Raw genomic sequence first — 14,270 nt, 5'->3', positions numbered from 1 at the left:
GTTCAGAACGGGCGCGGCGGGGTCGTCCGCGCGCGGCTGTTGATGAAGAAGGGCTTGTCTTCAATGGTGACCGGCACCAGCCGCTTGTTCCATTGGCCTTCCTCGTTGACATAGATTTCGGCCCACAGGTCATCGGTGATGCCGTCGCCGAAGGGCGCCTTGAACTCGGCCAGCGCGATGTTGCGCTTGGTGGTCGGGGACCAGACGCCCGAGGTCACATGCCCCACCTCTTTCTTCTTCTTGTGGTAGATCAGCGCGCCGTCCGCCGGTTTGAAGCCGCCGATCTCGATCTTGCGCAGGTGGTAGCGCAGGCCGTTCTTCTGCTGGTCCAGCAGCGCCCGGCGGCCGTTGAAATGGCCCTTGGTGAAATCGACCATCTTGCCGAACCCCAGTTCCAGCGGGCTGCGGCCGCGGCCCAGCCGCATGGCCGTGTGAACCGGCTGGAAGTCGAAGCCCGCGGCGATGAACCCGGCCTCGATCCGGCATATGTTGAGGGCGTCGAAGCCGATCGCCTTCAGGCCCCAGTGGCCGCCCTTGGCCCACAGCCGGTCCCACAGCTCCAGCGCCTTGCCGTTCGGCACCCAAAGCTCATAACCGAGGTCGCCGGTGAAGCCGGTGCGCGAAACCCAGAGATCCGGCTCGATCTCGCGCCAGTCAAAGGGCTTCATCTCCGCGACGGCCTGCAGGCCCGCGTCCTGCATCAGCGAGAAGGAGGTCGGCCCCTGCAGCGACAGCGCCGCGATATCGTGGCTTTCATCGGTGATTTCCGCGTCAAAGCCCCAGGCGGTATCGAGCAGCCAAGTGTACATCGGTTCCTGGCAGCACAGGCGGAAGTCCGTCTCGGAAAAGCGGAACAGGGTGCCGTCGTCGATCACCATGCCTTCTTCGTCGCACCACAGGGCATAGCCGACCCGCCCGTCGCGCAGCTTGGCAGCGTCGCGGGTCACCAGCCGGTTCACCACCCGCAGCGCGTCCGGCCCGGTGATGCGGTATTTGTGCATCGGCGAGATGTCGAACAGCGTGGTCTGGTTGCGGATGGCGAAATATTCGAATTCCACCGTGTCCAGCATCGCAGCCGAGGCATAGCCGGCCCAGTTGGTCCAGCTCTTGGCGGTGCTGTGCGTGTCCAGCCGCGACTGGAACGGGGTTTCGATCAGGCCGATGGGAACATGTTTGGTCATCAGAGAACCCCGTCTTTCAGAAGCTGCAGCGCGCTGTTGCGGCCGGCCAGCCCGGTCACGTCGCCGCCGGGATGAGCGCCCGCGCCGCAAAGATAATAGCCCTCGGGGCCGAAGCGGTAATGCGCCATGCCGTTGGCAGGCCGCACGGTGAGGATCTGGTCAACGCCCATCTCCGCATGGTGCCAATGGCCGCCCGGCGCGCCTGTCCGAGCTTCGATGCAGGCAGGGCTGAGCACTTGGCATTCCGTGACCAGCGCGCTGATTCCGGGGGCGTAGTTCTCAAGCGTTTCGAGCGTGATGGCTTTAAGTTTTTCGCGGGCTGCCTCATCCCAGCCGCCCTCCAGCGCGTAGGGAACGGAGCTGACCACCGCCGACAGCACATGCTGACCGCCGCGGGCCAGCGCCGGATCGGTCAGGCTCGGGATGACGGCTTCGATCACCGGGTTCTTGGGCATCTCCCCGTATTTCGCCGGGTTGAACGCGCGTTCGGCATAGGTGGCGCTGGGGGCGATCAGCAGCCGGCCCGCCATCAGCTCGGGGCTGAGGCCGGTGAACACGGGCGCAGTGCTCAGAACCAGGTTCACCTTGGCGGCGGCGCCCTTGCAGCGCTGGTTGCGCATCCGCCGCACTGCTTCCACGTCGTAGTGCCCGGCGCCTGCCAGCATCATCGCGGGCATCGGTCCGGTGTTGCTCAGAACAGCCCGGGCAGACAGCTCGGTGCCGTCCTCCAGCACCACGCCCGCTGCGCGGTCGTTTTCAACCCGGACCCGGGCCACGCCGGTGCCGGTGCGGATTTCAGCCCCGGCCGCACGGGCTGCGGCCTCAAATGCAGCCGCAACCGCGCCCATGCCGCCGATCGGCAACTGCGCGCCGCCGCCCTGGCCCAGGCGGTACATCAGGGTGAACACGGTTCCGGGTGAGCGCGGCCCGGCATAGGCGCCGCGCACCGCATCCGCTGCCAGTGCACCGGCCAGCGGTCCGTCCTCAAGATCGTCCAGGATCAGGTCATAGGCGTTGGACAGGAGCACGCGGAGAAATTCGCGCATGTCCTTCTTGCCCATCCGTTTCAGATCCAGCCCCAGCTTGGCCAGCCCGGCAAGCTCCGTGAGTGCGCCGAGGCTGGTGAGGCCGCCGTCAAGCGAGGGCGGGGATATTGTGGAAAGCTGCCCCAGCAGCCCGGCAAACAGCGTCAGGCGGCGCATCAGTTCGGCAAAGGGCGCGGCTTCCGGGTGGGGCCGTCCGTCTGCCAGTTCTGCCTTGCCGTTGCGGATCACCGCATGGTTGCCGGTCTCCGACAGCGAAACCGCCGGCAGGTCGCGCACCTGCAGCGGTGCGCGGGCGGAGCCAATGCCCAGTTCCTTCTTCACCTTGGGGTGCAGATTATACAGCAGATGCGCGATTTCCGGCGCCTGTACCCCGTTTGCAAGCGTGGTGTTGCGGGCCATGCCGCCGGCGGTTGCGTTCTTCTCGATCACGCAGACGGATTTGCCCTTGCGGGCCAGTGTTGCCGCAGCGGCAAGCCCGTTGTGGCCCGCGCCGATGACAATTGCGTCGTAGGTTGGTGTGGTCATCTTCTGGTCCTCAGGCCGCATAGCCGGTCATGGCGCCGCCGCGGCCGATATTGCGCAGGATTTCCCGGGCGGCATTCGCACCCGGTGCCGCCATCACCCCGCCGCCCGGATGGGCCGAGGAGCCGACGATATACATGCCGTTGATGGGGGTGTCGTATTGCGCGTAGCCCGGCACGGGGCGGTTGAAGAGCAGCTGGTCAAAAGTCAGCTCGCCCTGGAAGATGTTGCCTTCGGTCAAGCCCACTTCCTGCTCGATGTCCCAGGGGGTGCGGACCTCGGCATGCACGGTCTTGCTGCGGATGTCGGGGCAGGCCTGCTCCAGCTTGTCGAAGACGCAGTCGGCAAAGGCGCCGCGGGTCTGGCCGTTCCAGTTGGTGCCCGCGCGCACGCCACCGACCTCCAGGTCATAGGGCGCGTATTGCACAAAGACGGTCATCATGTGCTTGCCCGGCGGTGCCATGGTCGGATCGATCTGGCTGGGGATCAGCATGTCGAAATAGGGATTGGACGACCAGCGTCCCTCCTTCCAGTCGTCGTAGGCGCGCTCCAGCTCGTTCAGGCTTTCGGCGCAGTGCAGATCGCCGCGCAGGAAGGGCGCGCCCTTGGGGGCGGCGGGGAACTCGGGCAGGGCATCCAGCGCGATGTTCAGCTTGCCCGAGGAGCCGCGGATCTTGAACCGCTTGACCGCCTTCACGAAATCGCCGGGCAGATGCTGCTGGCCGGTATGCTGCAGGAAGGTGCGTTTCACATCCATGTTGGAGGCGACGATGGGCGCGTGGTATTCGTCGCCGTTGTCCAGAGCCACGCCGGTCACCTTGCCATTGTCCACCAGGAAGCGGTCGACGCCGGAGCCGGTGACGATGGTGCCGCCTGCGTCCTCGAAACAGGCCCCCAGCGCGTTGGAAATCGCCCCCATGCCGCCGCGGGCAAAACCCCATGCGCCGATCGCGCCGTCCACATCACCCATGTAGTGGTGCAGCAGCACATAGGCGGTGCCGGGGGAGTAGACGCCCAGCCCTGTGCCGATGATGCCTGCTCCGGCGATATGCGCCTTGATCAGATCGCTTTCGAAATGCTCGTCCAGGAAGTCGCCGATCGACATCGACCAGAAGCGCAGCGTCTCGCCCAGCTCCTTCTTGCCCAGCCCGTGCGCCTGCTTGACCAGGAACAGCAGCTCGCCGATGTCGCGCGGCTTCAGCGAGGTCGGGTCCGGCGCGTTGCGCAGCAGGAACGGCCGGATGAAGCGGCACTGGCGGATCACCGTCTGGCTGAACCGGTCATAGGCATCGGCATCATGCGCGCTGTGGCGGGAAATCTCGCGGCGCAGGGCGTCATGGTCCGACATATAGGCAAAGTAATCGCCGTCGCGACTGAAGCTGGCGCCTCCTTCGTAGGGGATCACCTGCAGCCCGTATTTCGGCAGCTCCAGATCGCGGACGATCTCGCGGCGCAGCAGCGAGCAGACGTAGGAGCAGTTGGAATAGGTCCAGCCCTCGTGCAGCGACCGGCTGACTGCCGCGCCGCCGATCCAATCGTTCTTTTCGACCACCAGTACCTTCAGGCCGGCCTTGGCCAAGTAGCAGGCCGCTGTCAGGCCGTTATGCCCGGCGCCGGCCACGATGGCGTCATATCTGTCGTGCTGCCCCATGAGGTTCTCCAGGTTCGGCTGTTGCTGACCGGAGCCTAGTAGAGAAGATTTTCCGCGTAAAGTTTTTTTGAGCGCTCAAATAAAAATAATGAGGCTGACAGGCGCAGGGAATTGTGGAACAAGGAGGAAAATTGAAGTTTGGATTTCTCATGGTGGCATCGCAGGGCAGCGGCAAGAAGCCGCGCAAGGAACGCAAGGAAAACGCCGACATGCGGCGGCGGCAGATTCTGGATGCGACTCTGAAATCAGTTGTCGCCAACGGGCTGGCCAAGACGACGCTGGCCACCGTGGCCAACGAGGCCGGGCTGTCGCAGGGCGTTGCTGTCTTCTATTTCAAGTCCAAGACCGGCATCCTGACCGAGGCGCTGCGGGACCAGTACCAGACTTATGAGGCGCACTGGCAGGCGGCGCTGGAAAAGGCGCCCGAGGCCCCCGCAGCCCGGCTGCGCAAGATCATCGAGGCGGATTTCAGCCCCAAGATCTGCAATCCCAGCGCGCTCGCCATCTGGTTTGCCTTCTTCGGGGAGCAGAATTTCGTCCCGCAATATGCCGAGATCACCGGTGAGTTTGAGGAAAAAAGGTCTCAGATGCTTGCCGAGATCTGCCACAAGCTAATACCGGAGGATCCCGCGAAGGCGGACAGGGCCGGCGGGTGGATCGACTCTCTGACAGACGGATACTGGCAGAAGCTGCATTTGTTCCCGCACATCTACACCCGGGAAGGGGCGCTGGAGCAGACGCTGAACTTCCTTCAAACACTGTTCCCCGGCCATGCGGAGGCTTTCCAGGCAAAGGCTGGCAGTTAAACCCGTCGGCAGCCTGACAAAACTTTTCCACGTCAGCGAGCTTCCCCCTGGAAATTTCAGAGGTTCGGCCAGTAAGCGCCGCCGCACTGCTCGGGCAGCACCCTGCTGAGCAGCAACAGGCCAAGTGCCGGTTCTAGTAGTCGGCATTTTTTCCTGCTTCTGGACTCGTAAATGGCTGCAGTGAACTTCTGTTCCAGCTGTCATCCTGCCTGCCCCAAACAATGTGCGCAGCCTGCGTTAGCCTAATCGGGCAACCCCGCGTGGCGGGGACTTTGAGTGCCAGGGTGCGGCTACCCAAATCCGCATCGCCGCGCTCAGCCGCGATACTGCTCTTGGCATATCTGCCGCAAAGCCTGCGGGGGAGGTTCGCCTGGGCCGATGAGCCTGCGTTCAGAACCCGATTGCCGCAACAAAGTCCAGCGGCGGCCTTTACTCCGGCGTGCCCTGGTCCCAGGGCGGTATTCCGCCGCCAAGGCGTTCCAGAATGAAATCAATGAAAACACGCACCTTTTCAGGCAGATACCGGCGTTCAGGATAGATGGCGTAGAGCGTCTGCGATGGCAGGCTGCAGTGCGGCAGCACCCGCACCAGCCGCCCGGCTGCCAGATCCTGCCCGGCGGTGAACGTCGGCAGCCGGCCGATGCCTGTGCCGCCCAGGATCGCTTCACGCAGTGCCTCGCCATTGTTAACGCTGTAGCTGCCGCCGGGCCGGAAAGTCTCCATCGCACCGCCGCAGTTGAAGACCCACTCCTGAAAATCCCTGCTGTACGAATACTGCAGGCAGTTGTGACGGCGCAGATCGCTGACCGTTTCCGGCACGCCGTGGCGTTCCAGATATGCCGGGGCGGCAACCAGAATATTGTGCAATGGCGCAATCTTGCGGGCCACCAGCGCGGAATCCGCCAGCGTTCCGCCGCGCAGCGCCAGGTCAAATCCGCCGGCGAACAGGTCGGCCACCCGGTCGTCCATCACCATGTCCACCGATACGCCGGGATAGCGTTCTAGAAAGGCGGAAATCAGCGGAGCCACATGCAAGCGCCCGAAGGCCATCGGCACATTCACCCTCAGGCGCCCCTTGGGCGCCTCCTGCAGCGCCAGCACGCTGTCCTCGGCTTCCTGCGCCGCTTCCTGCGCCCGGACCGCATGGGCATAGAAATGCTCGCCTGCCTCGGTCAGGCTGACCTTGCGGGTGGAGCGGTGAAACAACTGTGCCCCCAGCCGCTTCTCGATCTGGGTAATCCTTTTGCTGACCGCGGACTTGGTCACTCCCAGCCGCCGCGCCGCCGCAGCAAAACCCTGGGTTTCGGCAACCGCCACGACCACCGGGATATCTCCCATTCCTTCCATCAGCCTTCTTCCTTATGGGTGAGTTTTTCTCAACATCTGGTTTCACTTTAGACGGATTATCGCACACATGGAAACCGCCTACCTTTGCCGGGTCATCAAGGAGACGAGCCATGGCAAAGATGCTGATCGACGGTGTGCTCACCGAAAAGCCGAAACCGGGAGACGGCGTTTTCCGCCGCATGAGCAGTGGTTTTCGCGGATGGATCGAGCCTCGGGCGGATGCGGGGTTCCCGGCTGAAAAAGGCCGTTATCACCTCTATGTTTCCATGGCCTGCCCGTGGAGTCACCGCACCACGATCCTGCGCGCGCTGAAGGGGCTGGATGAGATCATCACCGTCACCCAGATGCTGCCGCTGGCAGGCCCTGATGGTTGGCAGATCGACACCGCAGCGCATGATCCGGCAGCCGGGGTGCCGTTGGACGCGTACCTCTATCAGGTCTATCAGCGGGCAGATCCCGGCCACACGGGGCCGGTCACGGTGCCGGTGCTGCTCGACAAGAAGACCGGCCGCATTGTCAGCAATGATTCCGGTGAAATCATGCGGATGCTGAATTCGGCCTTCGGAGGGCTGACGGGTGCCGCCCCGGACTTCTATCCGCCGGAGCTGGGGCAGGACATCGACCGCATCAGCGCGGAAATCTACGGCCCGGTTAACAACGGCGTCTACCGCGCGGGCTTTGCCGCCACCCAAGCCGCCTATGATGAGGCCATCGCCGCCCTGTTTGGCAAGCTGGACGAGCTGGACACCCTGCTCGGCACCCGCCGCTTCCTGACCGGGGCCCGGATCACCGAGGCGGATTGGCGCCTGTTCACCACCCTTGTCCGCTTTGATCCGGTCTATGCCACCCATTTCAAGACCGACCGCAAGCGGATCACCGACTACCGCAACCTCGGCCCCTATCTGCGCGACCTTTACCAGGTGCCTGGCGTGGCCGCCACGATCGATATGGAAGCGATCCGCCAGCACTATTTCCTGAGCCACCGGCACATCAACCCGCACGGGATCATCTCCGCTGGTCCGGAACAGGATCTGAGCCGCCCGCACGGGCGGGAGGGCACAGCCCCGCGCACCTGAACCTCTCACCCCGCAACCGGACTGGGGCCGCTTCCCCGGAAACAGAACTGGAGAGTTCCATCATGAAACTGCTTTCGAAACTTGCTGCCGCCGCCGCTGTGCTGTGGCTGCCCGCCCAGAGTCTTGCCGGCGCTGAGGATACCGCCGGCCTCCTGAAACTCGAATACACCGACGGACGTCCCGCCTCGATCGGTGTGGAGGATGTGAACACGGTGCTGCACAGCGTTGGGGTCCGCGTCAGCACAGTTGCGATCCCGGATCAGGCACGGCCCATCCTTGAGGCCTCGCGCAGCCGCGCCATCACCGCGGAGGAGGAGGTGCAGCTGATCTCCGGTTTTGCCCTCAGCCGCAAAGACCTGCTGGCAGAGATCGCCGCCGCGGGACGGAAGCCCACGGTCGAAAACGGCGGCTCGCTCACCACCTCCGAGCCGGGCGTCGCGCCTTATCCCAAGGTCTATGACATGAACAAGATGGACGCGGCGACCCGGATCTGGGTCCACAAGAAATTCGGCCCGCTGCACATCAACCACGCCAAAGACGGCACCGGCATTGATGAGGTGATGACCATCGTCTCCGGCGGCCCCTGGGTCTGGTTCTTCGAACTGCCCGGCGATGTCATCGGCAAGCTGACGTTTGGCCATGTCGGCCCGGAAGGCGAAGCCTGGCGCATCAGCTACCCCGGCATCCGCCCGCACGGCGGCTTCCTGGACCCGGAGTATGGCCTGGTTGTCGCCTATGCGCACGGGCCGGAGCAGTTCGAGATCCATTTTGGCGCGGAAAATGCGGCCGGTTCCCGCCTGAATGGCACCAATGCCTGGATCGACATGTCCGGGGACAAGCCTCTGCTTCTGGATGCGCCGCTGACCGGCAACTGACACTTACGCGGCTGTCGGCGGCCCGCCCGCCGACAGTCCCTTCCTCCCTCATCCCGGTGACCTGATGAAATCCCCCGTTCTTACCATTGACTTCTTCCATGACGCGGTCTGCGGCTGGTGCTTTGTGATGTCTCCAAAGCTGCGCAAACTGGCAGCTGAATTTCCAATCCGGGTGCGCCATCGCACGTTTGTCCTGCAAGACTCGCCCGCCAAGCTGGCCGCCGCCTTCGGCTCGGCTGAAAAAGCCAAGGATGCCATCCTGGGCCATTGGGAGCGATGCGCCGAACATGACGAAAGCGGCCGCATCAATGTGGAAGGTATGCGCCGCCAGCGCTTTCCCTATCCCACTGGACTGCTGAGCGCCAAAGCCTGCAAGGCAGCGGAGCTGCAGGCCGGGGACGCAGGGCACTGGGACTATTTCGATACGGTGCAGGCGGCGCATCTGACGGAGAACCGCAATATCGCCGATGACACAGTGCTGCTGGATACGGCCCGAACCTGCGGGCTGGACACCGACCGTCTGCGCATGGACATGCACAGTGCCGAAGTTGCGCGGCTGGTTTCCCAGGACCGGAAGCTGGCGGCCTTCTGGCGGATCAGCGCTGTGCCTTCGCTTGCGGTTTTCAACGGTAAATGGCAGCTGCGCCACGGATCTCTCGCCCAAATGCGCTCAGAGCTGGGTTCAGTTATAACTGATGCGCTGGCTCAAAGCCCGGCCAGTAAAGGTCTGCAGTAATTTTGCTTCTGGTTAGAGGCAGCCACTCGTAAAGGGCGCAGCGGCTAAAGTCCGCTGCGCTTCTCGTTCTAGGGCTGGAACCGTGGTGCGCACTGGCAGAAGATTTTCAACGTGCCTCTTGGCTCCGTTGCCGCTGGAGCCCGGTGCCGCCATTCACCGTGGCTGCTGCTTGGACAGCCTCCAGTGTCAGATTTACGCCCAGTTGGCGATTTGGGCAGTATTCCTGGCAATACCTTTCAATCCTGCTGATTAGCGCTCAAATTCCCTCGCTTCGGCGGGCCGATTAAACGGCTTCCATGCCTCATTACTGTGAGCATTTCTGCTTCGGACTGAATTGCGTGTGTCAAATGCTAGGCACTTGCCACGTATGCGGCCGGGCTGAGCCAGCCCCTCCAGGTGAGCAATATGTATAAGCACTGCCTATGATGTGATGGGTATTACCGATTTTTATTGATGAGCAAACCTGTCAAACTGCCAGTCGAAGAAAAAACTAAGACCAGAAAGCCCCGTTAGAGGGTGACCAATAATAACATCCAACCAACAGAGGAAACCCATGACACAGAAAGCGTCTTTCTTAACCGCTCTGGCCTTTACTATGACGGCTGCCAGCGCGGCCTTCGCCGAAACGGAACTGACCGTATATACTGCGGTGGAGGCCGAAGATCTTGCCCGTTATGCCGAAACCTTCAATCAGAGCCATCCGGACATCAAAATCAATTGGGTGCGGGACTCGACCGGGATCATCACCGCCAAGCTGCTGGCCGAGCGTGACAATCCGCAGGCGGATGTGGTCTGGGGGCTTGCGGCGACCTCGCTGCTGCTGCTGAAATCCGAAGGCATGCTGGAAGCCTATGCGCCTGCCGGTGTGGATCAGCTGGATCCGAAGTTCGTTGATGGCGACAGCCCGCCCAGCTGGGTTGGCATGGACGCCTGGGTGGCCTCGGTGTGCTACAACACGGTTGAGGCAGAGAAACTGGGCCTGACGCCGCCCGCGTCCTGGAAGGATCTGACCGATCCGCAGTATGCCGGCCATGTGATCATGCCCAACCCGAATTCTTCCGGCACCGGCTTCCTGGATGTCTCCAGCTGGCTGCAGATGTTCGGAGAGGAGGAAGGCTGGAAGTTCATGGACGCGCTGCATGAGAACATAGCGCGCTACACCCATTCCGGCTCCAAACCCTGCAAGCTGGCAGCGGCCGGCGAAATCCCGATCGGCATTTCCTTCGCCTTCCGTGGTGCCAAATCCAAGGCTGCAGGCGCACCGCTGGAAATTATCGTGCCATCGGAGGGTGTTGGCTGGGACATGGAAGCAACTGCCATTGTCGCTGGGACTGCAAACCTGGAGGCCGCGCAGACACTGGTCGATTTTACCGTCACCAAGGAAGCCAACGAAATGTACAACACCGGCTATGCGGTGGTGGCCTACCCGGGCGTCGCCAAGCCGGTTGAGCATTTCCCCGAGGGGCTGCTGGACGCAATGATCGACAATGATTTCGAATTCGCGGCCAACAACCGCGCTGCCATCCTCAAGGAATGGCAGTCCCGTTACGACGGCAAGTCGGAAGCGAAATAGGCCTTCGGGGGCGGAGGGGTAGCCTTCCGCCCTTCTGCCTTCCCCATTCTCACTGCCCATGCCCTGAGCCATGCCGCCCGTTGACAAAAGACAGGGTGCCGCGTTGGCATATGCAAGGACCAACGACGTGCTTCAAATGACCCCGCCAAAAGAAACCTACCTGAGCATCCGCGACCTCTGGAAAGCCTTCGGCAGCTTCATCGCGCTGAAGGACATCTCCCTGGACGTGACGGAGGGTGAATTCATCTGCTTCCTTGGCCCGTCCGGCTGCGGCAAGACCACCCTGCTGCGCGCCATTGCGGGTCTGGATCTGCAATCCAAGGGCACCGTGACACAGGGCAGTCAGGACGTGTCCAACCTGCCGCCGTCCGAACGCGACTTCGGTATCGTGTTCCAGTCCTATGCGCTGTTTCCGAACCTCACCATTGAGAAGAACATTGCCTTCGGCCTGGAAAACGCAGGCCGCAGCAAACAGGGAATCAATGCGCGCGTCGCTGAACTTCTGGAACTGGTTGGCCTGCCGGATCAGGGCCGCAAGTACCCGGCACAGCTGTCCGGCGGCCAGCAGCAGCGGATCGCCCTTGCGCGGGCCATTGCAACCAATCCCGGCCTGTTGCTGCTGGATGAACCGCTGTCTGCCTTGGATGCCAAGGTGCGCGTCCACCTGCGCCACGAGATCAAGGAACTGCAGCGCAAGCTGGGTGTTACCACCATCATGGTGACCCATGATCAGGAAGAGGCGCTGGCCATGGCCGACCGCATCGTGGTGATGAACCACGGTGTTATTGAGCAGGTCGGCTCCCCCACAGAAATCTACCGCGAGCCGGCCAATCTGTTCGTGGCCGACTTCATCGGCGAGATGAACCAGATCAGCTCCTCAGTTGCCAAGGGCGGACGTCTGGCTGTGGGGGAAAAGACCTTTGCCTGCCTGCCGCATGACTTTGCCGATGGCACCCCGGTCATTGCCGCCATCCGGCCCGAGGACGTGATCCCGCATGAGGCCGGATACCTTGAAAGCAGCGGCAACCGCAACTGTATCGACGTTCAATTGGCGGAAATGGAATTCCTCGGCTCCTTCTGGCGCTGCCGCCTGACCAGTGAGCGTTTCGGCGGCAAGGAACTGATCGCAGACTTCTCCATCAACGCGGTGCGGCGCCTGGGTCTGGAGGCCGGCTGCCAGATGGAAATCGAACTGCCTGACAACCGGCTGATGGCCTTTGCGCAAGACGGGCAGGGGGCGTGAGCAGATGACTGACACCTCGCAATCCGTCATGCCCGCTGGACCAGTGATCAAGGGCAAGCTGAGCCGCGACGATATCATCATGCGCGGCAGTATGATCATCATCGCGCTTTACCTGGTCGTGTCGCTGGTCTTTCCGCTTTATGCGATGCTGTCGAAATCCTTCTCCACCTACCGGGTGGAGCTGTCGCAATACGAATTCCAGGTTAGCGATGAGGCGGGCCAGTTCGATGGCAGCGTCCTGACCGGCGCAGACCTGAACGCACGCAGCGCCACTTTTGCCGATGCCGATCTGTCCACCGGTGCTGACGGGCGGCTGCCGGTCACCGGCTTCTTCCCCGACTTCAGCTTCCGCAGCCCGGTGATGTACCAGATCCGTAATACCTCCGACACAGGCCGCTTCCTGATCGGCTCGAATCTGCAAACTGGCACCGAGTGGGTCACACTCGACTCAAACACCTTCCGCCGGGTGCAGCTGCGCCCCGTGCAGGCACGGGGGCTGGACAACTTCGTTTCCTATTTCTCGACGCCTGCGCTGTTCAACTCGATCAAGAACTCGCTGTGGATCGCGGTCCTCAGTACCGTCGTCACCGTCTCGCTTGCCTTCTGGTTCGCCTACGCGCTGAACCGCAGCTGCATGAAGTACAAGGGTGTGTTCCGCCTCATTGCCATGGCCCCGATCCTAGTGCCGTCGCTTTTGCCGGGTATCGCGCTGGTCTACCTGTTCGGCAACCAGGGCATGATCAAAGAACTTCTGTTCGGCGCCAGCATATACGGCCCCATAGGCATCGTGATCGGTTCTGTTTTCTTCACCTTTCCGCATGCCTTCATCATCATCTCAACCGCGCTGGCGATTTCTGACGCGCGCCTTTACGAGGCCGCGGCCAGCCTGCGCTCTACCCCCTGGCGCACCTTCTGGACGGTCACGGTGCCGGGTGCGCGCTACGGTCTGATCTCGGCGGCCTTTGTGGTGTTCAATCTTGTGATCACCGACTTTGGCCTGCCTAAGGTGATCGGCGGCCAGTTCAACGTGCTGGCGGTGGATATCTACAAGCAGGTGATCGGCCAGCAGAATTTTGAAATGGGCGCGGTGGTCTCCGTGGTGCTGGTGATCCCCGCAATCCTCGCCTTTGCAATCGACCGCATGGTTCAGTCCAAGCAGGTGGCGCTGCTGTCGGCACGCTCGGTCCCGTATGAGCCGCAGCCGAACAAGAAGATGGATCGTATCTTCTTTGCCTATTGCACACTCATCGGCCTGTTCATCGCCGGGCTGCTGGCAGTCTGCCAGTTTGCGGCGCTGATCAAGTTCTGGCCCTATGACCTCAGTCTCAGCCTGAACAACTACCAGTTCGATAAGATGGACGGCGGCGGCTGGGGCTCCTACGTGAACTCCATCAAGCTTGCGCTGATGACGGCTGTGGCCGGCACCGCGGTGGTGTTCTTTGGTGCCTATCTGGTGGAGAAATCCAAAGGTTTCCGCACCGGACGCGCCATCTTCCAGATGTTCGCGATGCTGCCAATGGCAATCCCGGGCATGGTCCTGGGGCTGGCCTACATCTTCTTCTTCAACAACCCCGCCAACCCGCTGAATGCGATCTACGGCACCATGGCGATCCTGGTGGTCTGCACCGTCACCCACTTCTACACGGTGTCGCATCTGACGGCGGTCACCGCCCTCAAGCAAATGGATCGGGAGTTTGAATCGGTTGCGGCCTCGCTCAAGCAGCCGACCATGAAACTGTTTGCCCGCGTGACGGTTCCGGTCTGCCTGCCTGCGGTGCTGGACATATCAATCTACCTCTTCGTCAATGCGATGACGACGGTGTCGGCGGTGGTGTTCCTCTATTCGCCCAAGACCACGCTGGCCTCGATTGCGGTGCTGAACATGGATGACGCAGGCGACATCGCCCCGGCAGCGGCGATGGGGATGATGATCTTCTACACCAATGCGCTGGCCCGGGTCATTCACCTGCTGGCGTCCCGCGGTATTCTGAGGAGGACACAAGCCTGGCGCAGCCGTTAGCAACAGAATTTTGGTTGAGTGAGGAAAACCTGCCAACGAATAAGTGGTTTGCGGGAAAGGCATCCAGAAGGAGGGATTGGACCCGCGCAATATTTCAGTTCGGAGACAGGCCGTCACTCCAACCGTCTGAAAGAAATCCGAACAAGCTGTGCAAGGTTTTGATGCCGGCCGCAGATACCAGGGGCAACAGCTCT

11 protein-coding genes are annotated in these 14,270 nt (G+C 62.2%); 7 read left to right on the top strand and 4 right to left on the bottom strand.

Annotation, left to right across the window (positions count from 1 at the left end; translation table 11 throughout):
• Nucleotides 1-2: 2 nt before the first annotated feature.
• Genes A9D60_RS03460 through A9D60_RS03450 form a run of 3 tightly spaced genes read right to left on the bottom strand, consistent with a single transcriptional unit; the run spans nt 3 to nt 4,400 of the window.
• Nucleotides 3-1,181, bottom strand: a complete 1,179-nt coding sequence (locus A9D60_RS03460) for an aminomethyltransferase family protein (protein WP_065266319.1) — start codon at nt 1,179-1,181, stop codon at nt 3-5.
• Entirely contained in the window at nt 1,181-2,752 is a 1,572-nt protein-coding gene (locus tag A9D60_RS03455) for a phytoene desaturase family protein (RefSeq protein WP_065266342.1), read from the bottom strand. The genes A9D60_RS03460 and A9D60_RS03455 overlap by 1 nt, the downstream gene beginning before the upstream one ends.
• A 10-nt stretch (nt 2,753-2,762) precedes the next feature.
• Nucleotides 2,763-4,400, bottom strand: a complete 1,638-nt coding sequence (locus tag A9D60_RS03450) for a phytoene desaturase family protein (RefSeq protein ID WP_065266318.1) — start codon at nt 4,398-4,400, stop codon at nt 2,763-2,765.
• 149 nt (nt 4,401-4,549) lie between these two features.
• On the opposite strand from A9D60_RS03450, the gene A9D60_RS03445 reads away from it, so the two are divergent.
• Nucleotides 4,550-5,206 (top strand): TetR/AcrR family transcriptional regulator, encoded by a 657-nt coding sequence (locus A9D60_RS03445; protein ID WP_065266317.1) that lies wholly within the window; start codon nt 4,550-4,552, stop codon nt 5,204-5,206.
• A gap of 429 nt (nt 5,207-5,635) precedes the next feature.
• Here the strand turns inward: A9D60_RS03445 and A9D60_RS03440 are convergent, their stop codons facing one another.
• The gene (locus tag A9D60_RS03440; protein WP_065266316.1) at nt 5,636-6,553 is read right to left on the bottom strand and encodes a LysR family transcriptional regulator; all 918 of its coding nucleotides are present in this window, start codon (nt 6,551-6,553) and stop codon (nt 5,636-5,638) included.
• A gap of 110 nt (nt 6,554-6,663) precedes the next feature.
• On the opposite strand from A9D60_RS03440, the gene A9D60_RS03435 reads away from it, so the two are divergent.
• The 6 genes from A9D60_RS03435 (at nt 6,664) to A9D60_RS03410 (ending at nt 14,076) form a co-directional block, all read left to right on the top strand.
• Nucleotides 6,664-7,629 carry a glutathione S-transferase family protein gene (locus A9D60_RS03435; protein WP_083194089.1) on the top strand — a complete coding sequence of 322 codons (966 nt, stop codon included), beginning with the start codon at nt 6,664-6,666 and terminating at the stop codon, nt 7,627-7,629.
• A 62-nt stretch (nt 7,630-7,691) separates the two neighbouring features.
• Nucleotides 7,692-8,504, top strand: a complete 813-nt coding sequence (locus tag A9D60_RS03430; RefSeq protein ID WP_065266315.1) for a hypothetical protein — start codon at nt 7,692-7,694, stop codon at nt 8,502-8,504.
• A gap of 64 nt (nt 8,505-8,568) precedes the next feature.
• Nucleotides 8,569-9,240 carry a DsbA family oxidoreductase gene (locus tag A9D60_RS03425; protein ID WP_065266314.1) on the top strand — a complete coding sequence of 224 codons (672 nt, stop codon included), beginning with the start codon at nt 8,569-8,571 and terminating at the stop codon, nt 9,238-9,240.
• A 553-nt stretch (nt 9,241-9,793) separates the two neighbouring features.
• Nucleotides 9,794-10,813 carry a putative 2-aminoethylphosphonate ABC transporter substrate-binding protein gene (locus A9D60_RS03420; RefSeq protein ID WP_065266313.1) on the top strand — a complete coding sequence of 340 codons (1,020 nt, stop codon included), beginning with the start codon at nt 9,794-9,796 and terminating at the stop codon, nt 10,811-10,813.
• 136 nt (nt 10,814-10,949) lie between these two features.
• A complete protein-coding gene (locus A9D60_RS03415) occupies nt 10,950-12,056 on the top strand; it encodes a putative 2-aminoethylphosphonate ABC transporter ATP-binding protein (protein ID WP_065266312.1) in 1,107 nt (368 codons plus the stop codon).
• A gap of 4 nt (nt 12,057-12,060) precedes the next feature.
• Nucleotides 12,061-14,076, top strand: a complete 2,016-nt coding sequence (locus tag A9D60_RS03410) for a putative 2-aminoethylphosphonate ABC transporter permease subunit (RefSeq protein ID WP_065266311.1) — start codon at nt 12,061-12,063, stop codon at nt 14,074-14,076.
• Nucleotides 14,077-14,270 lie beyond the last annotated feature (194 nt).

Origin of the sequence: Leisingera sp. JC1 (assembly GCF_001679925.1) — a bacterium.
GTDB lineage: Bacteria > Pseudomonadota > Alphaproteobacteria > Rhodobacterales > Rhodobacteraceae > Leisingera.
The sequence above is the reverse complement of the archived record's forward strand: the minus strand, read 5'-3'. Positions and strand labels throughout refer to the sequence as shown.

Bases quoted from the DNA above. Each gene is read 5' to 3' on its own strand.
- A9D60_RS03460 (WP_065266319.1), bottom strand. From the start codon at position 1,181: ATGACCAAACATGTTCCCATCGGCCTGATCGAAACCCCGTTCCAGTCG.
- A9D60_RS03435 (WP_083194089.1), top strand. From the start codon at position 6,664: ATGGCAAAGATGCTGATCGACGGTGTGCTCACCGAAAAGCCGAAACCG.
- A9D60_RS03450 (WP_065266318.1), bottom strand. From the start codon at position 4,400: ATGGGGCAGCACGACAGATATGACGCCATCGTGGCCGGCGCCGGGCAT.
- A9D60_RS03410 (WP_065266311.1), top strand. From the start codon at position 12,061: ATGACTGACACCTCGCAATCCGTCATGCCCGCTGGACCAGTGATCAAG.
- A9D60_RS03420 (WP_065266313.1), top strand. From the start codon at position 9,794: ATGACACAGAAAGCGTCTTTCTTAACCGCTCTGGCCTTTACTATGACG.
- A9D60_RS03415 (WP_065266312.1), top strand. From the start codon at position 10,950: ATGACCCCGCCAAAAGAAACCTACCTGAGCATCCGCGACCTCTGGAAA.
- A9D60_RS03430 (WP_065266315.1), top strand. From the start codon at position 7,692: ATGAAACTGCTTTCGAAACTTGCTGCCGCCGCCGCTGTGCTGTGGCTG.
- A9D60_RS03440 (WP_065266316.1), bottom strand. From the start codon at position 6,553: ATGGAAGGAATGGGAGATATCCCGGTGGTCGTGGCGGTTGCCGAAACC.
- A9D60_RS03445 (WP_065266317.1), top strand. From the start codon at position 4,550: ATGGTGGCATCGCAGGGCAGCGGCAAGAAGCCGCGCAAGGAACGCAAG.
- A9D60_RS03425 (WP_065266314.1), top strand. From the start codon at position 8,569: ATGAAATCCCCCGTTCTTACCATTGACTTCTTCCATGACGCGGTCTGC.
- A9D60_RS03455 (WP_065266342.1), bottom strand. From the start codon at position 2,752: ATGACCACACCAACCTACGACGCAATTGTCATCGGCGCGGGCCACAAC.